This is a genomic window from Burkholderia sp. APQ4-4ca (assembly GCF_057837105.1).
In genome coordinates, this window is record NZ_JBYQCG010000072.1 from 390,466 (window position 1) to 412,871 (window position 22,406).

Here is a 22,406-nt window from a genome sequence, read left to right on the forward strand (position 1 = left end):
ACAAACGGAACGCACATGCACGAAACCGGTTTTTATCGCCCGCGCTCCGCGCTGCAGATGCTGGCGCGAATCGACGGTGCGCACGCGGAGCGCAGTCGCGCGATGTACGACGCGTTCGCGCGGATCGACGCTGTCGAGGCGTCGGTCCGCGCGCTGACCGCGGTGGTCTCGCGGGAGGCCGCGCTGGCGGCGGCCGGCGCGGCGCACGGGCCGCTGGGCGGCTTGCCCGTCGTCGTCAAGGACATCTTCGACACGCAGGCATTGCCGACCTGCCACGGTTCGCCGATCTATGCGCGGCACCGGCCGGCCGCCGACGCGGCCATCGTCACGATGCTGCGGCGCGCGGGCGGTGTCGTGATCGCGAAGAGCGTGACGAGCGAGTTCGCGTACATGGCGCCGACGGTCACGCGCAATCCGTGCGACCCGGGCCGCACCGCGGGCGGCTCGTCGTCGGGATCGGCGGCGGCGGTCGCCGCGGGCTACGCGCCGTTCGCGATCGGCTCGCAGACGGGCGGCTCGACGATCCGCCCCGCGTCGTTCTGCGGAATCGCCGGCTACAAGCCGACCGTCGCGATGCTGCCGACCGCCGGCATGAAGGGCTTCTCGTGGACGGCCGACACCGTCGGCCTGTTCGCGGCGACGGTGCGCGACGTCGCGTACCTGGGCGCGGCCCTGGCCGCGCGGGACCCGCGAACCGTCGACGCGGCGCCGCTCGAAGGCCCCGTGTTCGGCGTGCCCGAGTCGTGGCCGTGGACGCAGCCGTCCGACAACGCGTGCGCGGTGCTCGACACGGCGATCCGCGCGATCGAGCGGGCAGGCGCCCGCGTGCGCCGCGTGCGCTTCGCGCCGTGGATGACGCGCATGACCGATGCGCACGAGACGATCCAGCGTTACGAGGCATACCGGACGCTGGGTTTCGAGTACGATCGTCATCGCGACGCGTTGACGCCGATGCTCGCGACGTTTCTCGAGCGCGCGTCGCAGGTGGATACGGCGAGCTATCTCGCCGCCTGTGCCGAACTCGCGGCCGCGCGCGACGCACTCGGCGGCTGGTTCGACGGATTGAGCGCGCTGCTGACGCCCAGCGCGCCCGACGAGGCGCCGGACGGTCTCGCGTCGACCGGCGATCCGGCATTCAACCGGAACTGGACCCTGCTCGGCGCGCCGTGCGTGAACGTGCCCGGCCTGCGCGGCGCGCGCGGCGCGCCGATCGGCGTGCAGGTGATCGGCCCGCGCGGCGACGACCTGCGCTGCCTCGCGGCGGCGCAGTTCGTCGAGCAGGCGATCTCGGTCGCGTAAGCGGGCGCGTGCCGGCACGATGAGCACGGACACTGGAGGAAACGACATGCAGGCGAAGTCGCAGCAGTCGTCGGGACAGTCGGGCGCGGATGCCGGATGGCGCATCGGCGTGCTGTATTCGCGCACGGGTGTCACGGCGGCGACCGAATCCGAGCACTTTTTCGGCACCGTGCTCGCGATCGAGGAAATCAACGCGGCGGGCGGCGTCGACGGACGCCCGCTCGACCCGGTGGTCTACGATCCGCGCGGCGATCCCGACGAATATCGTCGGCTCGCGTCGCGCCTGATCCAGGACGACGACGTCACGGTCATCTTCGGCTGTTCGACGTCGTCGAGCCGCAAGGCGGTGCTGCCCGTCATCGAGCGCAACAATGCGCTGCTCTGGTATTGCTCGATCTACGAGGGCTTCGAATATTCGCCGAACGTGATCTATACGGGGGCGGTGCCGAACCAGAACAGCATGCAGCTGGCGGCCTATCTGCTGCGCAACCGCGGGCGGCGTTTCTTCCTGGTGGGCGCCGACTACATCTACCCGCGCGAATCGAACCGCATCATGCGCGACATGGTCGAGCAGCACGGCGGCGAGATCGTCGACGAAATCTACCTGCCGAACGACGCCGATCCGGAAGCGCTCGCGGAGGTGGTTCGCCAGATTCGCGCGGCGCCCCCGGACGTCGTGTTCTCGACGCTGATCGGCCGCAGCGCGCGCGCGTTCTATCGGCTGTATCGCGAACACGGCATCGATCCTGCCCAGGTGCCGATCGCGAGCCTGACGATGACAGAGGGCGAGACGCGCATGATCGGCCCGGAACTGTGCGGCCACCATATCGTGTCGGCCAGCTACCTGAATACGCTCGATCTCGACGGCAACCGGCGCTTTCTCGCATCGTGGCGCGCGCGCTTCGGCGAGCAGCCCGCGAGCATGTGGTCGGAGATGGCGTACAACCAGGTTCGCCTGTTCGCGCTCGCGCTGGCGCGCACGCGCAGCCTCGACACGGCGAAGCTGGTCGACGCGGTGCACGACGTCGAATTCGATTCGCCCGAAGGCATGCTGCGCATCGACCGCGACAACAATCACGCGATCCTCACGCCGCGCATCGCCGTGTGCCGGCCCGACGGCGCGTTCGACATCGTTTGGGAGGGGAGCGGGCCCGTCAAGCCCGATCCGTACCTCGTGTCGTACGGATTCGCCGAGTTCTGGCTCAATGGAGAACGGCCATGACCACGTGGGCGCATCGGCTGTTCGACGATTTGCGCACGTTGCGCGTGCTGGTGATCCATCCGCCCGGCGAGGATCGCAACGTGCTGGTCGAGCAACTGGGCCGGATCGGCTGCCCGGTGACGGTGCAGTGGCCGTTTCCCGCGCAGTTGCCCGACGATGCCGATGCGGTGTTCTTCCTGGTCGGGCCGGAGACGCGCCGCGCGGGCAACTGGTGCGCGGCCGATACGCGGGCGACGCTGATCGCGCTGTCGGACTATGAAAACCCGACCGTGCTGAAGATCCTCGTCGATACGCAGGCGCACGGCGTCATCACCAAGCCCTATCGATCGACGGGCATCCTGAGCACGCTGGTGCTCGCGCGCGCGTCGTCCGGCTATCAGCAGCGGCTGCAGAGCAAGATCGGCAAGCTCGAGGACGCGATCAAGGCGCGCCGCCACATCGAGCGCGCGATGCGCATCCTGATCGAATCGCACCAGTTGAGCGAAAACGACGCGTACGAACATCTCCGCTCGCGTGCGACCCGCCTGCGCGTGACCGTCGGCGAAGTCGCGACGATGGTGATCGACGCGCACGAGGCGATGGAAAAACTCGGCCTCGACAAACCCGCCCGATCCTGATCGAAAACGGCAGTACATCGCATACGGCGAGCGTGTGCGCGCCCCGGCTGCGGCCGGCGCGGCGCGAATCGTAACAGATTGTCAAAGATTGTCTTCGCGCGTTGTCCGGCTGGCGAGAATGACTTCAACGCAGGCCGGTTTGCTGAAGCATTTCGTTGAGTTCGATGCGGTTGTAGGTCGCACGTAATGCATCGCGCGCGGTGATGGCATTCCGGGCGACGAGTTGCGCGAGGCTTTCGTTGAGCGAGCGGGACATGTTGTCCTCCTTGCGCCGGACGAATTCCGCGAGCATCGGAATCTTCGACGGATCGGTGAGGAACGCGCTGATCTGCTGATTGTGGTTGAACAGCAGTTCGCTGGCGAGCACGAGCTGATCGCCGCTTTCGCTGGGCACGAGGCTCTGGCAGATCACGCCGATCAGCGCGTTCGCGAGCGATGCCGCGTGACGTTCGCGCTGCTCGGCGGGAAAGAACGAGAGCAGGCGCGTGACGGTGGTGAGTGCGCTGCCGGTATGCATGGTCGCGAATACGAGGTGCCCCGATTCGCTGGCCTGCAGCACGGCCTCGGCGGTTTCGATGTCGCGGATCTCGCCGACCATGATCACGTCGGCGCGCTCGCGCAGCACTTCGCGCATGCCGGCGGAGAAGCTGCGGGTGTCGGTCGGCACCTCGCGCTGGGAAATGATCGACTGGTGGCTGTCGAGCGCGTATTCGATCGGCTGCTCGATCGTGACGATATGGCAGTTGCGGGTGCGGTTGAGATGGTCGAGCAGCGACGCGATCGTGGTGGTCTTGCCCGAGCCCGTGACGCCGGTCACGAGCACGAGCCCCATGCTGGCGGTCTCGATCGTCGAGCGGATGTACGCGGGCAGGCCGAGCTTGTCGAGCGGCAGCGGGGCGAGCGGCAGGCGGCGGATCGAGATGACGGTCTTGCGGCCGTTCGACGTGCGGTAGACGTGCGCGCGCAGGCGGCAGCCGGTCAGCACGAACTGGCGATCGATCGCGCCGTCGCGCAGGCGATTGTCCCAGTCGTCGTCGACGGCATCGAGCATCGGCGCCATTTCGTCGAGCATGATCGGACCGCCTTCGGTCTCGACCCAGCCGCGCGGCGTCTTGATCATGATGGGCCGGTCCTGCTCGATGTGCAGGTCGGTGAAGAAGCGGCGCTGATCGACGAGGTCGAGGATCTCCTGGGTCAGGTCGCGCGGTTCGGACGGGTGACTGTGCATATCGTGTGTCGATTGCAGCGAAGGGGGTAACGCGATCCTCGCAGGCCGCCGCGCGATTGTCCAGCGCGGCGGCGGGGACGCGGCAACCGGCAGGCAAATCATCGGGCGTCGGCGACGCCGTGGCTGGAGGAACGACCTGAATGCGTACGTTGAAGGCATGCATGGTAGCGCTCTGGATGGTCGGAGGCTGGGGGGCCGCGCATGCGCAGGCCACCGGCCCCGGCGGCACGGCGCTCGACGATCAGGTTTCGGTGGCCGGCGAGGCGCACGATACGCCGCGCGTCACGACGCAGGGCGCGGGCGTGCCGTTGCGCGCCGCGCTGCGCAGGATGGTGCCGGTCACGTACAGCATCAACCTGCCGAATGCCGGCGCATGGGCGGCGACACCGGTGTCGTGGAGCGCGGGCCATTCGCTCGCGCAAACGCTGCGCGAGATGCTCGCGGGGCATCCGGAGCTCGCCGCGCAGGTCGACACCGATTTCCAGCTCGTCACCGTCCGTTACCGGCAGCCGTTCGGCTCCGATACGGTGGGTGCGCTGATGCCGCCGCCGGTTGCGCCGATGCCGTCCGCGACGCTGCCGGGCGGCGTGGCCGACGGCGGCTCCGCGCCGGGTGTCGTGGCCGGCGGCCCGATCGGCGGCGCGGCGCCCGCGAGCCCGATGCCGGATCGCGCGGGCCCGGCCGGCAAGCCCGGCGCGTCGCGGCTTGCCTCGCGGCCGTCGGCGCCCGGCGCGTCGCGCGCCTCGGCGGCGACGCCTGCGGACGCGCGCCCGGCGACTCAGGCCGACCGCACGCCGGACACCGAATTGCCGCTTCCGGGCGCGCGCGGCGGCGCGGCCGATCGTCATCCGGTCGCGGGCGCGCTGCCCGCCGGCGCGGGGCCGTTGCCGCCGCCGGCGCGGACGTGGCGCATCGAGCTGTCCGATCGCACGGTGCGCGGCGCACTCACGCGCTGGACCCAGGAGGCGGGCTGGCGACTGATCTGGGAAGCGCCGGTCGATTTCGCCGTCGACGCGCCCGCGACTCTGACCGGCACGTTCGACGAAGCGCTGCAGTCGGTGATCGGCGCGCTGTCGGCCACCGACGCGCCCGTGCAGGCGATTCTCTATCGAGGCAACAAGGTGCTTCGCATCGTTGAAAAGGGAGCCGGTTAATGCGCCATCTCGCGATCACTCTCGCGCTCGCCGCGACCCTGACGGCCGGCTGTACCGGCCTGTCGGAGAAATTGTCCGCCGCCGTCGACCACGATCACGCGCAGTCGAAGCAGGCGATCGATGCCGCGTTTGCCGGCGACGTCCGCCCGCGCTCGGGCGCCGACAGCGTGATCGTCAAGGACACGCTGTGGCTGTCGGGCACGACGATCAAGCTGAATCACGCGGACGTGCTGCCGCCGGTGTTCCTGCAGCCGGCCACCTTCGACAGCGACGTCGGCTCGCTGGCCGAATTCTCCGAGCGCATTTCGCGGCTCACGCATATCCCGACGCGCGTCTCGCCGAACGCGACCGGCGATGCGCCGGCGAGCGCCCGCGGCATGTCGACGCCGGTGCTCGGCAACGTGCCGCCTCTGCCGCCGTTGCCGACGTTGCCGGGGCTCGACGGGTCGCGCGGCGGCGCGCCCGGCGCGAACGCGATCGCGGGCCTCGCGGCGCCGACCCACATTTCGTATCGGCATGGCGACCTGCGCGGCCTGCTCGATGCCGCCGCCGCGCGCTTCGGCGTCTCGTGGAAGCTGGTGAACGGCGCGATCCTGTTCTATTTCACCGACACGCGCACGTTCCAGGTCAACGCGATTCCGGGCGACGCATCGGTCGACGCACACGTGATGAGCGGTGCGACGAGCGACAACCTCGGAGGCGGCAACACGTCGGCGGGCGGCTCTGGTGCGAATTCGAACCAGCCGAGCGTATCGGCCACCAATACGGCCAACACGGTGGTCAACTCGCAGCTGTCGGTGTTCAACAGCCTGAGCGCGTCGATCAAGGCGATGCTGTCGCGCTATGGCGGCGTGGTGTCGTCGCCGGCGACCGGGTCGATCACGGTCACCGACACGCCGGACGTGCTCGATCGCGTCGGGCAGTTCATGGAAGCGCAGAATCGCTCGCTGTCGAAGCAGGTGCTGATCGACGTGACCGTGCTGTCGGTCGACCTGTCCGACGACGACAGCTACGGCATCAACTGGCGCGCCGTCTACCAGGCGCTCGGCACGTCGTTCTCGCTCGCGAACACGTTCTCGACGACCGCGACCAATCCGGTCTCGTTCACCGCGCAGGTGATCACGCCGAACAGCCGCGCGTCGGGCACGCTCGCGATGATCAGCGCGCTGTCGCGCCAGGGCAAGGTGCGGCGCAAGACCTCGGCGTCGATCACGACACTCAACGATCAGCCGGTGCCGGTGCAGGTGGCGACCCAGCAGGGCTACCTGGCGTCGGTGTCGACGACCAATACCGCGAACGTCGGCTCGCAGACGGCGCTGACGCCCGGCACCGTCACGACCGGGTTCAACATGACGCTGCTGCCGCACGTGCTCGACAACGGCACGGTCCTGCTGCAGTTCTACACGAACATCTCGGCGCTGCTGGAGCTGAAAACCATCGAGAGCGGCGGTCAGAAAATCCAGACGCCGCAGATCGACACGCGCAATTTCCTGCAGCGGGTATCGATGAAGTCGGGGCAGACGCTGGTGCTGAGCGGTTACGAGGCATCCAACGACAACCTCACGAAGTCGGGCATCGGCACGCCGAACAATTACGCGTTCGGCGGCGGATACGACGGCGCGCGCGACCGCCAGGAAATCGTGATCCTGATCACGCCGATCATGATGAACGGCGCCTGACGCGCGCGAGACGGATTCCGCCATGGCCACTCACGTCATCCAGATCGGGCATCAGCGTTTCGTCTGCGGGCTGTTCTGGCAGTCGCTGTCGCGGCGCCACGAATTGCACAAGGAGGCGATCGAACTCGGCAGGAAGCTCAGCTTCGACCTGATGGTGCTGCGCATGGATCGCAGCGTCGCGGCCGCGGGGTTCGCGAATGCCGGGGACGGCGTGCAGTCGGGCGTGGCGTCGCTCGGCATCGTCGTCGCGAAGGCGATCGCGAAGCAGGGCGCGTTCTACAACGGCCGTCAGCAGCCCGCGCCGAACTGGCTGGGCGCGTTCAGGCTGCCCGACGGACGCTGGGCCTTTTTCGCGATCCGCGACGGCTCGTTCTTGCCGAACGGCGATTTCATCGGGTCCGCCGACGAGGTGTTCGAGCGGCTGAACTCCGACTACGCGCTCGGCGGCTGGAACACCGTGATCGGCGACCCCGAGATCGAGCCGATGGGGTTCCACAATTTCTACGCGCGGCGCATCGACGACCTGCTCGACAGCCGGCGCGGCCGCGTGCGGGCGCCGCAATGGACCCGCCTGCGTCCGGTGCGGCGCGGCCTGCCGTGGCAGGCGCTCGGGCTCGCCGCGGGCGTCGCGGTCGCGGCGACGGGCGTGTCGGTCTGGTACGCCCATCACCGTGCCGCCGAGCAGCGCGAGCGGGACCGCGCGCTCGCGCTGGCGCGTGCGGGCCTGCGCGCGGGCGCGTCGGGGCCCGCCACCCACCCGTGGGCGAGGTTGCCCGATCCCGGGCAGTTCGCGCAGGCATGCCAGCGGCATTTCGCGCTGCTCGCGCCGGGCGGCTGGACGCTCGATCGCTATGTGTGCGACCCGCAGGGCGTGCAGTACGCGTGGTCGCGCAACGGCTCGACGGTCGCGCTGCTGCTCGCGGGTGCGCCGTCCGCGCAACTGGATGCGAGCGGCGAACACGCGTCGTTCAGCGAACCGTTCGAGATGGGCACGCCGCGCGACGAAGCGTTGCTGCCGGGCGCGGACCTGAAGGCGGCGCTGCTCGCGCGGTTCCAGGCGATGAACGTGCCCGCGACGCTGTCACCGGTCGCGGCGCCGCAGCAGGACGCACTCGCGCCGGTGGGCAGCACGCCGCCGCCGTGGCATCAGTGGCGCTTGCTGGCGCGGCTCGGCGGCTTGCCGCCCGAACAATTCACGCCGCTGCTGAGCGCGGCCGGCGTGCGCCTTGTGAAGTTGACCTACCAGGCGGGCGACTGGTCCGCGGAGGGAGTCGTCTATGCGAATTGATACGAGATCGTGCGCCCGTGCCGGGCTGATCGTCGCTGCGCTGATCCGGGCCGGCTGCGCGTTCGCCGCCGCGTCCGAGCCGGCCGCGACCGTGCCGAAGGCATCCGCGGGCGTCGCGGTGGCGAAGCCGCTTCGCGCTGCCCCCACGACCGGTGCCGCGCAGGAGGCGCCGCCCGCCGGCTGGTCGAGCGGGGCCGCCGCGCAACTGACGCGGCTCGAGGAGCAGACCGTGTTGCTCAAGGCCGAGATCAGGAAGCTCGACGCGCAGGCCGAAGTCGCGCAACGCACGGCGGCGCTGGCCCGGCTCGGCAGCGCGGCCCCGCTCGACCCGGTCGCGCAGAACGTGCGCGTCATCGCGATCGAGGGCTTCGGGCATCGCTATACGGCGATCGTGCAGACCGGTATCGGCGAGCGTTTCGACGTCGCGTCCGGCGACGAATTGCCGAACGGCATGAAGATCGTGTCGATCGGCGCGAACGAGGTCGTCGGGCGCTGGGGCAACGGGCAGAAGATGCGCATGGTGCCGGTGCTCGCGTCGCGCAGCGGCGCGGTGTTCAACGGCGGGCCGAACCCCGCCGCGAACGGCGCCGCCAATACCGGTGTGGCGATGGGCGGCGGCGCACCCGCCGGCACGCTCGTGCCCGCCGCCGATCCCGCGGCGGCGGCGGCCGGTTTGCCGCCCGCGTACCAACCGGCCCAGTAGCCAGGCGAGGCTTCCGATGAGCTCACTTCGATTGGGGCGCCCGGGCGCCGCGGCGCCGCAGCGGGGCGCCGCCGGCGCCGATACCGCGCATCCGTTGTCCGGCGAAGGCCCGTGGGCCGCGAGCGCGGAAGAGCGCAAGCTGCTGTGCCTGCTCGACGACGGCCGCCTGCTGATCGCCGAGGGCCACGAACTGAGCCCGTACGTGCTGTCCTATCGCGCGCGGCTCGACCGGCTTCGCCATCATTACCGGATGCAGGCGGTCGGGCTCGACGAGGTGCGGCGCGCGTACGAGGGGATGCGCTCCGACGGCACCGGCGAACGCGTCGATCACACGGCGATGCAGATCCTCGCGAAGGAACTGATCGCGCACGCGTGCCGCGAACGCGCGTCCGACATCCACATCCGCGTGAAGCGCTTCAGCACGGAGATCCTGTTTCGCATTCACAACGAGCTGGTGCGCGTGAGCGAGCAGACCCGCGAGCAGGGCGCGCGCCTGCTCGCGACGCTCTATGCGGCGATGGCGAGCGTCTCGGACAACACGTACAAGCCGCACGAACGCCAGGACGCGGCGATCGGCGACCGCGACAAACTCCCTGCCGAGCTGTTCGGCGTCCGCATTGCAACGGCCCCCACCAGCACCGGCAACGTGATGGTGCTGCGACTGCTCTACAACGATGCGGGCGATTCGATCGACCTGCGCCTGCTCGGATTCTCCGATGCGCAGGCCGCGGAGATCGACGAATTGCGGCGCCTGCCGCACGGCATGAACATCATCAGCGGGCCGACGGGCTCGGGCAAGTCGACCACGCTGCAGCGCGTGCTGGCCGGGCAGATCGCCGAGACCCACGGGTCCGTCCACGTCATTACCGTCGAGGATCCGGTCGAGTATCCGATCGCGGGCGCGGTGCAGACGCCGGTCGTCAACGCGCCGACGGAGGAAGCACGCTCGCTGGCGTTCGCCGGCGCCATCGCCAACGCGATGCGGCTCGACCCGGACACGATCATGATCGGCGAGGTGCGCGACCGCGCTTCCGCGCAAAGCGCGTTGCGCGCATCGATGACCGGCCATCAGGTCTGGACCACCGTCCATGCCAACGGCGCGCTCGCGATCATCGACCGGCTCGTCGATCTCGGCCTGCCGCTCGCGATGGTGACCGACGAATCGCTGATCACGGGGCTCGTCAGCCAGCGCCTCGTCAAGCTGCTGTGCCCGCATTGCAAGCAGCGGCTCGCGGGGTCGCCGCAGCAGGACGACGCGTTGGCGGCACGCGTGCGCCGCGCGGTCGGAGCATCGTTCGACAAGGTCTTCGTGCAGGGGCCCGGCTGCGAACATTGCAGTGGGCGCGGCACCATCGGCCGTACGGTCGTCGCCGAGGTGATCCGGCCGGATGCGCGGCTGTTCGCCTATCTGCGCGAGGGCGACAAACAGGCGGCGCGCGCATATTGGCTCGACGAGCTCGGCGGGCGCACGACCGTCGAGCACACGATCGAGAAAGTCGCCGCGGGGCTGGTCGATCCGCGCGCGGCCGAACGCATCGTCGGCCCGCTCGTGGCGCGCAACGAGCCGGTGCGGCTGCGTCCGGTCGACACGACGGAAGGCCGGCGCGGACACCCGGGCGGCGCGGTCGCGGGAGCGGGCCATGAATCTTGATCCGCACCTGCGGTGGGCCAAGCTGCAGGCAACGCCGCAAGCCCGCCTGCGGCACTATCGCAAGATCGAGAAGATGCTCTCGAACGGCCTGCCGCTGCTGAAGGTGCTCGAGGAACTCGAACTGCGCGCGTCGCACGACGGACGCAAGCCGACGCTGCCCGAAGCGATCCTGTTCGGCGAATGGCGCCGCACCGTGCAGAACGGCGGCAGCCTCGCGGAGGGGATGGACGGCTGGGTGCCGCAGGCCGAACAGATGATCGTGCTGGCGGGCGAGCAGTCGGGCCGCCTCGAAGGCGCGCTGCGCTCGGTGACCGGCATCGTGACGTCGGGGCGGCGCATCCGCAACGCGATCGCGCAGGGCCTCGCGTATCCCGTCGCGCTGCTCGCGATGATGCTGGCCTATCTCTACCTGTTCGGCGCGCGGCTGGTGCCGCAATTCGCGGCGATCGAGGATCCCGAACGCTGGCACGGCTCGGCACGCCTGCTGTACGACCTGTCCGTGTTCGTGCAGGCATGGCTGCCCGAATGCCTGATCGTGATCGCCGTGCTGGTCGCGCTGCTCGTCTGGTCGATGCCGCGCTGGTCCGGGCGCCTGCGCAGCCGCTTCGACAATTACGCGCCGTGGTCGCTGTACCGGCTGATGGTCGGTTCGAGCTTTCTGACCGCGTTCGCGTCGATGCAGGCGGCGGGCTTCACCGTCGAGAAATCGCTCGCGCAACTGGCCGACCATGCGAAGCCATGGCTGCGCGAGCGTATCGACGACACGCTGTTCGGCGTGAAATCGGGCTTGAATGTCGGGGAGGCGATGCGCATGAGCGGGCATCGGTTTCCGTCGCAGGAAATCGTCGACGACCTGTGCGTGTACGCGCAATACAAAGGCTTCGCCGAGTCGCTCAAGACGCTCGCGGACGAATGGATCGAAACGGGCGTCGAGCGGGTGTCCGCGCAAATGCGCGTGCTCAACGGCGTCGCGATCGTGGCGATGGCGATCATGCTGGGGATGCTGATCGTCGGGTTCTTCGGCATCCAGCAGGAACTCGCCACGATGAGCAGGGCGATGCATTAGCGGTACTCCGGTCAATCACGCAGGTTCATCAACAAGGGGAAAGGCGATGAAAGCGGTCATCACGCACCATGGGCTGCCGAGGCGAACGAAGCGGCGCGACGTCGCGCGCATGCCGCCGCCGGCATGGGGGCCCGCGTACCCGGGCGCCGCGCTGCAGCGCGGCGCGTCGCTGCTCGAGGCGATTTCCTATCTCGGCATCGCGGCGATCGTCGTGATCGGCGCGATCGCGCTGCTGGCCGGCGCATTCAGCAGCGCGAACACGAATTCGATCACGGAGCAGGTCAACGCGATCCAGAGCGGCGTGAAAAAGCTGTACATGGGGCAGTCGGCGAGCTACGCGAACCTGTCGAATTCGGTCCTGGCGGGCGCCGGCGTGTTTCCGTCGACCCTCGCGCCGGCGTCCGGCAGCGGCGCCATCACCAACATGTGGAACGGCACGATCACGGTCGCGGCGGCCACGAACAACAGCAACCAGTTCACGATCACCTATACGAACGTGCCGCGCAGCGTGTGCGTCAACAGCGTGACCGCGGGCGGCAGCTGGATCTCGATCACCGTCAACGAGACGGCGCTCACGCTGCCCGCGACGCCGGACAGCGCGGCGACCGCGTGCGCGAGCGGCGACACGAATACGGTGGCCTGGACCTCGACCTGATGCCGGTGAACCGACGCGATGACCCTCGAAACCGAATCGTTGCAGCGGCTGGCTTTTTCCTACCTGTACCTCGGGCATGCCCGCATCGGCGACTGCTTCATGGACGGGACCGCCCGGCGCGTGCAGGCGCTGCCCGCGCATCCGACGCTGCGGGCCGAGCTGGATGCGCTGAAGTCCGCGTGCGGCAGCGCCCGGCCCGGCGCGCGGGCGTTCCGGCTCGAATCCGGCGGCGTGTCGTACCGGGTGCGCGTGATGCAGACGCCGGACGGGCCGATCTACGTGCTGCGCCGTCTCGATCCGACGCTCGCGTCGCTCGCGGGGCTCGGCCTGCCCGGCGCCTACGTGCGGCGGCTGCTGCGCGCGGACCTCGACGGCCTCGTCGTGATCTGCGGTGCGGCCAAGAGCGGCAAGACCCGCACGGCCGGCGCGCTCGTGCGCGACCGTCTGACGCTGCACGGCGGCATCGCGGTGACGATCGAGGAGCCGATCGACGCGGCGCCGGGCGGCGCATACGGTGACGGGGTCTGCATCCCGACGCTGACCAGCGCCGACCGGCAGGAGGATTTGCGGGCGGCGCTCGGTTGCGGCGCACGCGTGATCTTCGTCGGTAACCTCGACGATCCGGCGCTCCTGATCGACGTGCTGCTGGCGGCTCGCGAGGGCCACCTGATCGTGAGCACGGTACTGGCCGACGACGTGGGCCGGGCGATCGCGCGGCTGCATACGGTCGCGGCCCGCGTGCTCGACGCGCCGTCGGTGCGCTCGCTGCTGGCCGACGGCGTGGCGGCCGTGCTGCACCAGCGGCTCGCCTGCCCGGCGCCGGGGCAGCAGCGATTCGAGGCCCGCTTGCTGATGCTCGCGGACAGCGCGCCGGCGCGGGCGCAGGTGCGCGACGGGCGCTACGATGAACTCGGCGACGCGCTGCGTCAGCAGATGATGTCGTTGATCGCATCCGACGCGCTGGCGTCGCTGAGGGGAGGAGGCTGAATGTTCGCGCTCTGGATCGCGGCTGCGATGATCGCGCTCGCCGGCGTCTACGCGCTCGTCGATGCGCGTGCGGTCGATGCCGCACCGACCGTCACGGCGACGTCGATGGGGCAGAGCATGGCGGCCTACCGGCTCGCCGGCGTGCGGTACGCGCTCGCGAATCCGGCCGCGGCCGGCACGGTATCGGACGGCGCGCTCGGGCCGTATCTCGGCGCGGGCGCGGCCAATCCGCTCTGGCGCGTCTATGTGGCACCGAACACGACGGTCGCGGGCAGCATGGTCGTCGTCTATACGACGTCGACGGCGGCCGGCGCGGCGATTCCGGTGATCGAGGCGCTCGCGTTCCATTCGGCGCTGGCCGGCGCGGCGCACGCGGGCGCGATCGTGTCGCCCGGGAATCCGGCCGTCGTCCTGCCGGCAATCGTCGCCGCCGCCGTTCCGGACGGTGCGCCCGTCTGGATGGCACAGGCGTATTGACGGGCGGCGCGGCGCCGCCCCTGAACTCGTCGACTTCATCATGAGCCCATCACGGAAACGTCAGCGCGGCTTCACGATCGTGGAGATGCTCGCGGCCCTCGCCATCGCCTCGCTGATGATCGTCGGCGTCACGGCGATGATCGATACTTCCCTCGCGGACGCGAAGGGGCAGCAGGCGGCGGCCTGGCAGGCGCAGATGACGCAGGCCGCCGCGCAACTGATCACGCAGAACCAGAGCGCGCTCGCGAGCGCGGCCACGCCGACCGTGCCGGTCGTCGTGCCGCTCGCGGGCGGCGGCTACCAGCTCGCGCGCTATCTGCCGCCCGGCGTGTCCGGCAAGAACGCGTACGGGCAGACGCCGTGCCTGCTCGTCTACGGCATCGACGCGACGACGGTGCAGGGGCTGCTCGTGACCGAGGGCGGCGCCACGATCGGCGACGTGCAGCTCGGCTACATCGCGGCGAATGCGGGCGCGGGCGGCGGCTCGATTCCGCGCACGAACAATGCGGCCGGCGCGGCGTTCGGCGCGTACGGTGCGTGGAGCATCGCGACACCGAACCCGTCGCGCAAATCGTGCTCGGGCAACGCGACCGGGTTCGGCCATCTCGTGAGCCAGGTGTTTCCGGCCAACGCACAGGCGCAGAACGGCGATTTCCTCTATCGCGTCAGCGTGCCCGGCAATCCCGCGCTGAACACGATGCAGGTGCCGGTCACGCTCGCGCGGCAGCAGGACTACGCCGCGTGCACGTCCGCGACGGGCTCGATCGCGGTGGATGCGTCGGATCATGTCGTCACCTGCAGCGGCGGCATGTGGAAACCGATCACGTCGCTGCACTGGCGCGACCCGGTCGCGTCGGCCGCGGCGCTCGGCAGCCTGCCGAATCCGCTGCCCGGCGACGTCGCGGTGACGCTCGCCACCGGCCGCGCCTATACGTTCAACGGCACGGCGTGGCAGGCGCTCGCGGTCAACGAGGCCGGCTATCTCGACCTCGGCAACGGGCAGACGGTCGGCGCGCCGTGCGCGCAGGACGAGGCGAACACGACGCCCGTCACCACCGATGCGTCGGGCCGCGTGCTGTCGTGCCGCGACGGCACGTGGCAGACGCAGGCGGAAATCGAACCGGTGACGAACCAGACGGGCTGCACGATCCTGATGGCGTCGCCGAACGCCACCGACTATGCGGGGTGCGGCGGCGTGCCCGGCGGTGCGTGGTCGAGCGGGCCGTTCACCTACAACGGCGCGAACGGCACTTATTCGTACTACTACTATGTGCCGGTGACGATGGCCAAGCCGGGCATCATCGCCGTGACGACCTGGGGGCACCTGAACGACGGCGTGAGCACCGGCAAGCGCGGCGCGCAGGCGCAGCTCTCGCAGGCCGTCGACGTGATGAACGATGCGCTGTCGGCGAGCTACGGCCATACCGAAGCGCAATCGCCCACGCTGATCGACGATTCGGGCGGCATCACGACGTCGCTCACGCAAGCCGTGAAGCCTGGCACGTACCGCGTGCGCATCGTCACGAGCTGGGCGACCTACGCCGTCATCACCACGCCGTGGACCAGCAGCCTGCTCGGCCAGCAGAACCAGGCGATTCCCAATACGCCGGTCGTGCACGGATGGACGATCAATACCTACTACTGACCGGGCGCGATGCGAACGGACATGCATGCACCGGAAGCGGAGGCGGTGCGACGGGGCGCCGGCCGTTGACGCGACGGGGCGGCCGGCCAATCATCGATCCCACGACCAGCCTTTCGTGCGAGCGAGACGATCATGCCCACCTTCCGCTTCGGCCTGTTGTTCATCCTCGTCGCCGCGTGCGTGGCGGCGACGGTCCACGCCGCGCCCGTCAACTGGCATACGCGCATGGTCGACTACACGGCCGACTCGAAGGACATCAAGGACGTGCTGCGCGATTTCGCCGCCAGCCAGGGCATTCCGGCCGATATCTCGAAGGACGTGCAGGGCAGCGTCACGGGCAAGTTCCACATGCCGCCGCAGCGCCTGCTCGACACGCTCGCGTCGTCGTTCGGCTTCGTCTGGTACTACGACGGCCAGGTGCTCGACATCGTGACGCCCGACGAAATGAAGAGCACGCTGATCAAGCTCGATCACGGCAGCACCGCGCAACTGCGCAGCACGCTCGCGGCGATGAACGTAGCGGATCCGCGCTTCAGGATCACCTACGACGACGTGCAGGGCGCGGCGATCGTGAACGGGCCGCCGAACTACGTCAAGCTCGTCGGCGACGTCGCGCAGCGCCTCGATACGACGACGCGGCACCGCGCCGGCACGGTCGTGCAGGTCTATCCGCTGCATCACGCGTGGGCGATGGATCGCTCGGTGGTCGCCGACGGGCAGAACATGACCCTGCTCGGTGTCGCGACGGTGCTCAACAACGTCTATCACCCGCAACAGGGCGGCGGCGGCAATTCGGGTGGCGGCGGCGGGCGCGCGCCGAACGTCCAGCGCACGCAGCCGATGGGCAACGTCGGCGGCGCGCGCATGCAGGCGGGCGGACCGTCGGCGCCGCTGCCGCCGGGCACGACGCTGGCGAACGGCGAGTCGTCGCTGGGCCTGCTGTCGGGCCTGTCGGGGCGGCCTTCGCAACAACTGTCGTCGGCGGTCGCCAGCTCGGGGCCGAATGCGGGCGGGCAGGCATCGGGCGGCGGCGACGAGGAAGCGCTGCCCGTCATCGAGGCCGACCAGCGCACCAACTCGGTCCTGATCCGCGACACGCCCGACCGGATGTACCAGTATCCGGCGCTGATCCAGCGGCTCGACGTGAAGCCGCGCCTCATCGAGATCGAGGCGCACATCTTCGAGGTCGATACGTCGTCGATCCGCCAGCTCGGCGTGAACTGGACCGCGCACAACAGCCACGTCGACCTGCAGACCGGCAACGGCCTGGGCGCGCAGAACACCTACGGCGGCACGCTGACGCAGAATTTCGGCAACACGACGCTGGCCGGCAACGTGACCGCCGCGGCGATGCCGGTGGGCGGCGTGCTGTCGGCGGTGATCGGCAACGCGGGCCGCTATCTGATGGCGAACGTGTCGGCGCTGGAGGAGCGGAACCTGGCGAAGATCGACGCCAGCCCGAAAGTGACGACCCTCGACAACATCGAAGCGGACATGGCGAACCAGACGCAGTTCTTCGTGCGTGTGAGCGGATACACGTCGGCCGACCTGTACAGCGTGTCGACCGGCGTGTCGCTGCGCGTGCTGCCGATGGTCGTCGACGAAGGCGGCCGAACCCAGATCAAGCTCGACGTCGCGATCCAGGATGGCCAGCTCACGTCGCGGACCGTCGACAATATCCCGGTGATCTCGAGCACGAACATCAATACCTCCGCTTTCGTCAATGAGGGCGAGGCATTGTTGATCGCCGGCTACAAGAACGACGGCCGCAGCGATACGACGACCGGAGTGCCCGTTCTTTCAAAAATCCCCGTGATCGGTAATTTGTTCAAATATACGGATCGCGAGAACACCCGGATGGAACGTCTGTTTCTGCTGACGCCTCGAATCATCGAGCTATGAGCGCGAAATGCTAAAACGAAAGCATTTCGTTTTCTAAACATGGCAACTCGAATTTCGATCGCGATTTACATCGGCATTTGACGCCAATTTCCCGGCATAAAGAAATTTAATATTATTAGCTTTATATTACTGATGATATGCTCGCCGGACTGCCCGCTTCTGATAAACGGAAACCTGAATGGCATCGATGTCGACGAAGCCTGGATCCGATGTGCGCCCGCCATCCGCGATCGACTGGGCGCGGGTCCTGTTCGACGCACAGCCGCAGGGCGCGATTGCCGTCGACGGGCACGGCGCGATCCTGTTCGCGACGCCGGTCGCCGCGCGCCTGCTCGACCGGCCGCTCGACGTCGGCGTGCCGCTGTTGCCGCTGCTGCGCGCGTATCGGCCGGATGACGAAGCGGCCGACGATACGGCCGCGCATGGCGCGCTGCAGCGCGATCTCGAGCGCGGCATCGAGCTGCAGGCGGCCGACCGCTGGCTGTGGGTGAAGCTCGAGCCCGCCCGTCCGGGGAATCCCGCCGCGGCCGTCGCGTGGCTGCATGACGTGACGGACCTGCATCAGGCGCTCGACCGCCGTACCGAATCGCTGCGTTTCCTGTCGCACGACCTGCGCTCGCCGCAGAATTCGATCGTCGCGCTCACGCAGTTGCACGAGCACGATCACGCGGCGTTCGAAGCGTGCGGCGGCATGCAGCGGATCGCCGAACTCGCGCGTTACGCGCTGTCGCTCGGCGATCAGTACATCTTCTCGTCGGTTGCCGATGTCGTGCGTCATCGCGATTTCGTACGCTTCGACCTGCGCCGCGCGATCCGCAGCCTGATTCCGAAACTCGAGGTGGCCGCCGTCTATCGCGACGTCGCGTTGCGGCTATGGCTGGCCGACGGGCCGGCCGTATGGATCAGCGGCGTGCAGGTGTTCGTGATGCGCGCGCTGCAGAACCTGATCGACAACGCGATCCAGGCGTCGCGTGCCGGGGCGCGCGTGACGGTGTCGCTGCGGGTCGAGGACGGCACCGCGGTCGTGGTGGTCGGCGACGAGGGGGGCGGATTGCCGGGCCTCTCGCCCGATCGCCCGATGACGGACTTCGACGCGCTGTCGCCGAAGGCATCGGGCGGCTACGGCATCGGCCTCAAGCTGGCCGCGCGCATCGTCGTGCTGCACGGCGGCACGCTGCATGCCGAGGTCAATCGCGAGTCCGGCACGGATTTCGTGTTGCGCCTGCCGCGGCTCGTGCTGCAGGCAGGTATCCGACACTCGCCGGACGGCCGGCGCACTGGCCCCGCGGCGCTGGAGCGCCCGCCGCTCGACCAGGCTCCTCGTCAGCGGCGCTTGACACCGGGCTGAGGGCCCGAGCGGATCGTAACCATGCTCAATCAGACGCGAATCATGTTGTTGGAGGATGACCGGATCCAGCAGACGATGCTGGTCTCGTGGCTCAGGGCGGAGGGATATCAGGTCGAGGCGTTCGACAACGGCATCGAGGCACGCAACCATCTGTCGGATCACTGGGCGGACCTGATGATCCTCGACTGGGACGTGCCCGGCCTGTCGGGCGACAAGCTGCTCAGCTGGGTGCGCGGGCGATCCCGCTCGACGGTCCCGGTGATTTTCCAGACCGTGCATTCCGACGAAGAGGAAATCGTCCGGATTCTCGATACCGGGGCCGACGACTTCCTGATCAAGCCGGTCGACCGGATCGTCTTTCTCGCGCGCATCCGCGCGCTGCTGCGGCGCTTCCAGACGGCGGGCAGCGAACGGCGCCGGATGATCGTCGGCGACTACATCCTCGACCGCGCCAACCTGAACATCAGCCGCGGCACGACCTCGCACTCGATCGGCGCGAAGGAGTTCGACCTGCTCTGGCACCTCGCGTCGCATCGCGGCATCGTCGTGCAGCGCCAGGATCTGTATTCGGTCGTCTGGGGCTGGGACGGCGGATCGCAGAGCCGCTCGGTCGACATGTACGTGAGCCGCCTGCGCACGCGCTTGAAGAACCTGAATGTCGACTGGGTGATCCAGTCGGTGTACGGCCGCGGCTACCGGCTGAACCTGACCGACATGCCCGTCGACCAGGAAGTCGAGCAGGGCGAAGGGGCGATCGAGTACAAGCGTTGAGCGGGTTTTTCGCCAGCGTCTGCATGCTGCTGCATCTCGCCTGCGGCGAACCCGAGCCGGCCGCGCCGGCACCTCGGCCCGCGCCGGCATCGGACGTGTCCGCGCCGGCGGCGACCGCACCGCCGCATGCGCGCCGCGCGACGCGCGGGCATGCCGCCGGCAAGGCCGCCGGCGACGGGCATGCCTTGGCGCCGCCGCCGCGACGCAGGTCGCCCGACTGCCGCGCGCATGCGTGTGCGCTGCCCAACGTGCCGCCGTGGTCGTCCGCGCCGTACCGCTATTCCACCAGCGGCGCATCGCTGCCCGACACGCTGCGTGCGCTGTCCGCCGCGACGCATGTGCCGATTGCGTTCGACGCCAGGCTCCCCGGCCGCGTCGAAGGGCGCTTCGAGCTGCCGCCGCAGCGCTTCGTCGAGATGCTCGCGCACGGGTACGGGCTCGTCTGGTATTACGACGGCACGGTGCTGCACGTCGATGCGGCAGGCGCGCAGACCACGCTGATCGTCCGTCTCAACTACGCGCGCCCGGCGGACCTGCATGCCTTGCTCGCGCAGACCGGCATCGACGACGTGCGGTTCGTCGCGCGCGACGACACGCCGGCCCGCGGCCTCGTCACGTTTCGCGGGCCGCCGGCGTGGATCGCGCTCGTGGGCCGCGCGGCGCAGCGCCTCGATGCCGACGCGCGTGCGCGCGTGAAGACGGCGGTGCGCATCGTGCCGCTCCACTACGGCAACGCGGCGGACCGCACGGCGTTCGCGAACGGCCGAACGAACGTCGTGCAAGGAGTTGCGAGCCGCGCGGCGCGCGTGCTCGATCCCCACGACGGCCTGCGCGCGACCATCACCGAATACGAGGCGCCGCTGCCGGTGCTCGGCGCCGATGCGGGCACGAACGCGGTGCTGGTGCGCGATCGCCCCGAGCGGCTCGACGCCGACGTGCGGGCGATCGTCGCGCTCGACCGGCCCCGGCAGCACGTCGGCGTCGCGCTGCTGGTGGCCGAAGTCGATGCGGATGCGCTGGGCGCGATCGGGCTCGGCGCGCAGGGCGCCACGGTGATGCGGGCCCGCGCGGCGCGCAACGTGAGCGCCGCGCTACGGGGCATGGCAGGGGTGCGCATGCTGACCGATAGCGCGCTCCAGACGGACGACGGCGTGGCCGTTGCATGGGAACGGCACGCCGAACGACCCGTCGCGCCGACGGGCGGCCAGCGGGACACGGCCGCATCGGACGGCACGGTCGCGGCCACTGCGGCAGCGTCCGATCCGGGCCCGGCCGCGGACGACGCGCTGCGCATCGTGCCGGCGCTCGACATGCGGACCGAGCCGCCCCGCGTGGTACTGGCCGTCGAATGGCGCGGTGCGGCGATCGACGTCGCGCGCGCGTCGCTCGGGCCGGGCGAGATGCTCGCGATGGTGGAACCCGGTACGTCCGCGTCGGCCGCCGGGCGTGGGTCGATGCGGGTGATTCTGCTCGCGCCGCATCCGGTCGACGGCTGTGCGTCGCTCGCCGATACGAGTGAAAGGGCGGTGCCCGGTCAGCCGGCTGCGGCGTGCCGATGAGCGCGGCCGGCGCCGCATGCGCCGGCCGCGACCGTGCGATCGCGTGCGGCCGGCACCCACGCCGCCGCCGACGCTACGCGCGCAGCCACGCGTAATCGCCGTTGACGATGTTCTGGAACATCTCGTCGGTCGACTCGATGATGTTGCGCCGCCAGTAGCGGCCGTGTTCGGTGTAGTGCGAGACGGTATCGGCGACGACGGCGCCGTCGACGTCAGGCGTCAGCGGCAGCCTGAGGATGAGGATGATGCCGCCGGTATCGGCGTCGAGCCCGAGCTGCGCCTGGTCCTGCGCATAGATCAGCAGGTTCGCCTCGAGCATCAGGCGGAAGATCACGAGCGTGCGCCCGGCGGTGACGGTGCCGTAGTGGAAATTCACGTACATCGCCTCGGGATCGTTCTCGAAGTGATCGAGCCGCACGTCGAAGCCCTCGACTTCGATCGTGCGCGTCTGCAGTACGTAGTCCGCATCCGGCAGGCCGACGACGGCACAGGTGTCGCGGACGATTTCCGCGAAGCGTTCGATGCTCATGACGGCGACGATCCGGCGCGGGCGAACGCGGCGCGCGCCGCGTCCGCCACGCCCGACGGGATCAGCCTTTCTTCGAATCCTCCTCGGTATCCTGCGCGCCCGTCTTCGCGATGTTGCAGACCGACTGGATCATCGACATCATCACCTGGATCATGGTGGCTTCGATCATGGTGCTGACCATCGTCTGCATCATGCCCATCATTGCCGCGCTGGCGCCAAATGACATAACTTCCTCCGGAACAAGTTGAATGACATGCGGATCGGCACACGAAGCCCCTGCGGCTTCGCATGCCGGCCGATTACGCCGGGCATCCGCGCCCGGCGGCTGGACGAGACGCCCAACACCGGTTCAATGGCTGACGGTCGAATCGTCCGCGGCCAGTTCGTTCAGCCGATGCACGAGGCGCTGGCCCGCGATCATCCCGCGGTAGATTTTCTGCAGCGCCGCGCGTTCGTCGGCATCGGCGCAGGCGGCGGTCGCGTCCGACACGCGCTGCGCGCAGTCCTCGAACGCGGCCGCGATCGCGCCGATCCGCGCGCCCGCATGGCCGCCCGCGAGCGTCTGCTCGAGGCCCTTCATTTCGTCGATCATGGCTTCCAGTGCGTCGTACATGGCAACTCCTTCG

The 22,406-nt window shown here is 69.3% G+C and carries 21 protein-coding genes; 17 read left to right on the forward strand and 4 right to left on the reverse strand.

Annotated features, from left to right (window positions below; genetic code table 11):
* Positions 1-15 precede the first annotated feature (15 nt).
* From AC3IFE_RS07780 to AC3IFE_RS07790, 3 genes are read left to right on the forward strand one after another with little or no spacing between them, the layout of a single operon-like run.
* Positions 16-1,299 carry an amidase gene (locus AC3IFE_RS07780; protein WP_489190116.1) on the forward strand — a complete coding sequence of 428 codons (1,284 nt, stop codon included), beginning with the start codon at positions 16-18 and terminating at the stop codon, positions 1,297-1,299.
* A 46-nt stretch (positions 1,300-1,345) separates the two neighbouring features.
* On the forward strand, positions 1,346-2,521 hold the full coding sequence (locus tag AC3IFE_RS07785) for a transporter substrate-binding domain-containing protein (protein ID WP_489190117.1): 1,176 nt from the start codon (positions 1,346-1,348) through the stop codon (positions 2,519-2,521).
* Positions 2,518-3,138 (forward strand): ANTAR domain-containing response regulator, encoded by a 621-nt coding sequence (locus AC3IFE_RS07790; protein WP_489190119.1) that lies wholly within the window; start codon positions 2,518-2,520, stop codon positions 3,136-3,138. The genes AC3IFE_RS07785 and AC3IFE_RS07790 overlap by 4 nt, the downstream gene beginning before the upstream one ends.
* A 124-nt stretch (positions 3,139-3,262) precedes the next feature.
* On the opposite strand, the gene AC3IFE_RS07795 is transcribed toward AC3IFE_RS07790, so the two are convergent.
* Positions 3,263-4,366, reverse strand: coding sequence for a type IV pilus twitching motility protein PilT (locus tag AC3IFE_RS07795; protein ID WP_012339974.1), 1,104 nt, complete (start codon positions 4,364-4,366; stop codon positions 3,263-3,265).
* 161 nt (positions 4,367-4,527) lie between these two features.
* On the opposite strand from AC3IFE_RS07795, the gene AC3IFE_RS07800 reads away from it, so the two are divergent.
* From AC3IFE_RS07800 to AC3IFE_RS07865, 14 genes are all read left to right on the forward strand, one after another.
* Complete coding sequence (locus AC3IFE_RS07800) at positions 4,528-5,520, forward strand: TcpQ domain-containing protein (RefSeq protein WP_301737791.1); 993 nt, start codon at positions 4,528-4,530, stop codon at positions 5,518-5,520.
* Complete coding sequence (gene pilN, locus AC3IFE_RS07805; protein WP_089469836.1) at positions 5,520-7,199, forward strand: PilN family type IVB pilus formation outer membrane protein; 1,680 nt, start codon at positions 5,520-5,522, stop codon at positions 7,197-7,199. The genes AC3IFE_RS07800 and pilN overlap by 1 nt, the downstream gene beginning before the upstream one ends.
* Before the next feature lie 22 nt (positions 7,200-7,221).
* Positions 7,222-8,487 (forward strand): type 4b pilus protein PilO2, encoded by a 1,266-nt coding sequence (gene pilO2 / locus AC3IFE_RS07810; protein WP_489190120.1) that lies wholly within the window; start codon positions 7,222-7,224, stop codon positions 8,485-8,487.
* Entirely contained in the window at positions 8,477-9,190 is a 714-nt protein-coding gene (gene pilP / locus AC3IFE_RS07815) for a type IV pilus biogenesis protein PilP (RefSeq protein ID WP_489190121.1), read from the forward strand. Before pilO2 ends, pilP begins: the two co-directional genes overlap by 11 nt.
* Before the next feature lie 16 nt (positions 9,191-9,206).
* Entirely contained in the window at positions 9,207-10,841 is a 1,635-nt protein-coding gene (locus AC3IFE_RS07820; RefSeq protein ID WP_089469833.1) for a GspE/PulE family protein, read from the forward strand.
* A complete protein-coding gene (locus AC3IFE_RS07825; protein WP_489190123.1) occupies positions 10,831-11,907 on the forward strand; it encodes a type II secretion system F family protein in 1,077 nt (358 codons plus the stop codon). The genes AC3IFE_RS07820 and AC3IFE_RS07825 overlap by 11 nt, the downstream gene beginning before the upstream one ends.
* A gap of 46 nt (positions 11,908-11,953) precedes the next feature.
* Positions 11,954-12,562 (forward strand): type 4 pilus major pilin, encoded by a 609-nt coding sequence (locus tag AC3IFE_RS07830; RefSeq protein WP_489190124.1) that lies wholly within the window; start codon positions 11,954-11,956, stop codon positions 12,560-12,562.
* Positions 12,563-12,580: 18 nt separating this feature from the next.
* Positions 12,581-13,549: an ATPase, T2SS/T4P/T4SS family gene (locus tag AC3IFE_RS07835; RefSeq protein ID WP_489190125.1), complete on the forward strand. Its 969-nt coding sequence runs from the start codon at positions 12,581-12,583 to the stop codon at positions 13,547-13,549.
* Positions 13,550-14,026 carry a type IV pilus biogenesis protein PilM gene (gene pilM, locus AC3IFE_RS07840; RefSeq protein WP_489190126.1) on the forward strand — a complete coding sequence of 159 codons (477 nt, stop codon included), beginning with the start codon at positions 13,550-13,552 and terminating at the stop codon, positions 14,024-14,026.
* A 40-nt stretch (positions 14,027-14,066) separates the two neighbouring features.
* Positions 14,067-15,671, forward strand: a complete 1,605-nt coding sequence (locus tag AC3IFE_RS07845) for a PulJ/GspJ family protein (RefSeq protein ID WP_489190128.1) — start codon at positions 14,067-14,069, stop codon at positions 15,669-15,671.
* A 132-nt stretch (positions 15,672-15,803) separates the two neighbouring features.
* On the forward strand, positions 15,804-17,573 hold the full coding sequence (gene sctC / locus AC3IFE_RS07850) for a type III secretion system outer membrane ring subunit SctC (RefSeq protein ID WP_489190129.1): 1,770 nt from the start codon (positions 15,804-15,806) through the stop codon (positions 17,571-17,573).
* 178 nt (positions 17,574-17,751) lie between these two features.
* Positions 17,752-18,921 carry a sensor histidine kinase gene (locus tag AC3IFE_RS07855; RefSeq protein ID WP_489190130.1) on the forward strand — a complete coding sequence of 390 codons (1,170 nt, stop codon included), beginning with the start codon at positions 17,752-17,754 and terminating at the stop codon, positions 18,919-18,921.
* A 21-nt stretch (positions 18,922-18,942) separates the two neighbouring features.
* Positions 18,943-19,692: a response regulator transcription factor gene (locus AC3IFE_RS07860; RefSeq protein WP_489190131.1), complete on the forward strand. Its 750-nt coding sequence runs from the start codon at positions 18,943-18,945 to the stop codon at positions 19,690-19,692.
* Positions 19,689-21,251, forward strand: a complete 1,563-nt coding sequence (locus tag AC3IFE_RS07865) for a hypothetical protein (RefSeq protein ID WP_489190132.1) — start codon at positions 19,689-19,691, stop codon at positions 21,249-21,251. Before AC3IFE_RS07860 ends, AC3IFE_RS07865 begins: the two co-directional genes overlap by 4 nt.
* A 73-nt stretch (positions 21,252-21,324) precedes the next feature.
* On the opposite strand, the gene AC3IFE_RS07870 is transcribed toward AC3IFE_RS07865, so the two are convergent.
* The 3 genes from AC3IFE_RS07870 to AC3IFE_RS07880 all read right to left on the reverse strand — a co-directional run bounded on the left by AC3IFE_RS07870 (position 21,325) and on the right by AC3IFE_RS07880 (position 22,393).
* Positions 21,325-21,780, reverse strand: coding sequence for a CesT family type III secretion system chaperone (locus AC3IFE_RS07870; protein WP_012339989.1), 456 nt, complete (start codon positions 21,778-21,780; stop codon positions 21,325-21,327).
* Between the two features lie 61 nt (positions 21,781-21,841).
* A complete protein-coding gene (locus tag AC3IFE_RS07875; protein ID WP_012339990.1) occupies positions 21,842-22,006 on the reverse strand; it encodes a hypothetical protein in 165 nt (54 codons plus the stop codon).
* Between the two features lie 123 nt (positions 22,007-22,129).
* Complete coding sequence (locus tag AC3IFE_RS07880; RefSeq protein ID WP_089469823.1) at positions 22,130-22,393, reverse strand: hypothetical protein; 264 nt, start codon at positions 22,391-22,393, stop codon at positions 22,130-22,132.
* Positions 22,394-22,406 lie beyond the last annotated feature (13 nt).

Coding starts and splice junctions, on each gene's coding strand:
- AC3IFE_RS07855 (WP_489190130.1), top strand. CDS start 17,752: ATGGCATCGATGTCGACGAAGCCTGGATCCGATGTGCGCCCGCCATCC.
- AC3IFE_RS07835 (WP_489190125.1), top strand. CDS start 12,581: ATGACCCTCGAAACCGAATCGTTGCAGCGGCTGGCTTTTTCCTACCTG.
- AC3IFE_RS07880 (WP_089469823.1), bottom strand. CDS start 22,393: ATGTACGACGCACTGGAAGCCATGATCGACGAAATGAAGGGCCTCGAG.
- AC3IFE_RS07795 (WP_012339974.1), bottom strand. CDS start 4,366: ATGCACAGTCACCCGTCCGAACCGCGCGACCTGACCCAGGAGATCCTC.
- AC3IFE_RS07845 (WP_489190128.1), top strand. CDS start 14,067: ATGAGCCCATCACGGAAACGTCAGCGCGGCTTCACGATCGTGGAGATG.
- pilN (WP_089469836.1), top strand. CDS start 5,520: ATGCGCCATCTCGCGATCACTCTCGCGCTCGCCGCGACCCTGACGGCC.
- AC3IFE_RS07780 (WP_489190116.1), top strand. CDS start 16: ATGCACGAAACCGGTTTTTATCGCCCGCGCTCCGCGCTGCAGATGCTG.
- AC3IFE_RS07820 (WP_089469833.1), top strand. CDS start 9,207: ATGAGCTCACTTCGATTGGGGCGCCCGGGCGCCGCGGCGCCGCAGCGG.
- AC3IFE_RS07870 (WP_012339989.1), bottom strand. CDS start 21,780: ATGAGCATCGAACGCTTCGCGGAAATCGTCCGCGACACCTGTGCCGTC.
- AC3IFE_RS07875 (WP_012339990.1), bottom strand. CDS start 22,006: ATGTCATTTGGCGCCAGCGCGGCAATGATGGGCATGATGCAGACGATG.
- sctC (WP_489190129.1), top strand. CDS start 15,804: ATGCCCACCTTCCGCTTCGGCCTGTTGTTCATCCTCGTCGCCGCGTGC.
- pilP (WP_489190121.1), top strand. CDS start 8,477: ATGCGAATTGATACGAGATCGTGCGCCCGTGCCGGGCTGATCGTCGCT.
- AC3IFE_RS07860 (WP_489190131.1), top strand. CDS start 18,943: ATGCTCAATCAGACGCGAATCATGTTGTTGGAGGATGACCGGATCCAG.
- AC3IFE_RS07830 (WP_489190124.1), top strand. CDS start 11,954: ATGAAAGCGGTCATCACGCACCATGGGCTGCCGAGGCGAACGAAGCGG.
- AC3IFE_RS07800 (WP_301737791.1), top strand. CDS start 4,528: ATGGTAGCGCTCTGGATGGTCGGAGGCTGGGGGGCCGCGCATGCGCAG.
- pilM (WP_489190126.1), top strand. CDS start 13,550: ATGTTCGCGCTCTGGATCGCGGCTGCGATGATCGCGCTCGCCGGCGTC.
- AC3IFE_RS07825 (WP_489190123.1), top strand. CDS start 10,831: ATGAATCTTGATCCGCACCTGCGGTGGGCCAAGCTGCAGGCAACGCCG.
- AC3IFE_RS07785 (WP_489190117.1), top strand. CDS start 1,346: ATGCAGGCGAAGTCGCAGCAGTCGTCGGGACAGTCGGGCGCGGATGCC.
- AC3IFE_RS07790 (WP_489190119.1), top strand. CDS start 2,518: ATGACCACGTGGGCGCATCGGCTGTTCGACGATTTGCGCACGTTGCGC.
- pilO2 (WP_489190120.1), top strand. CDS start 7,222: ATGGCCACTCACGTCATCCAGATCGGGCATCAGCGTTTCGTCTGCGGG.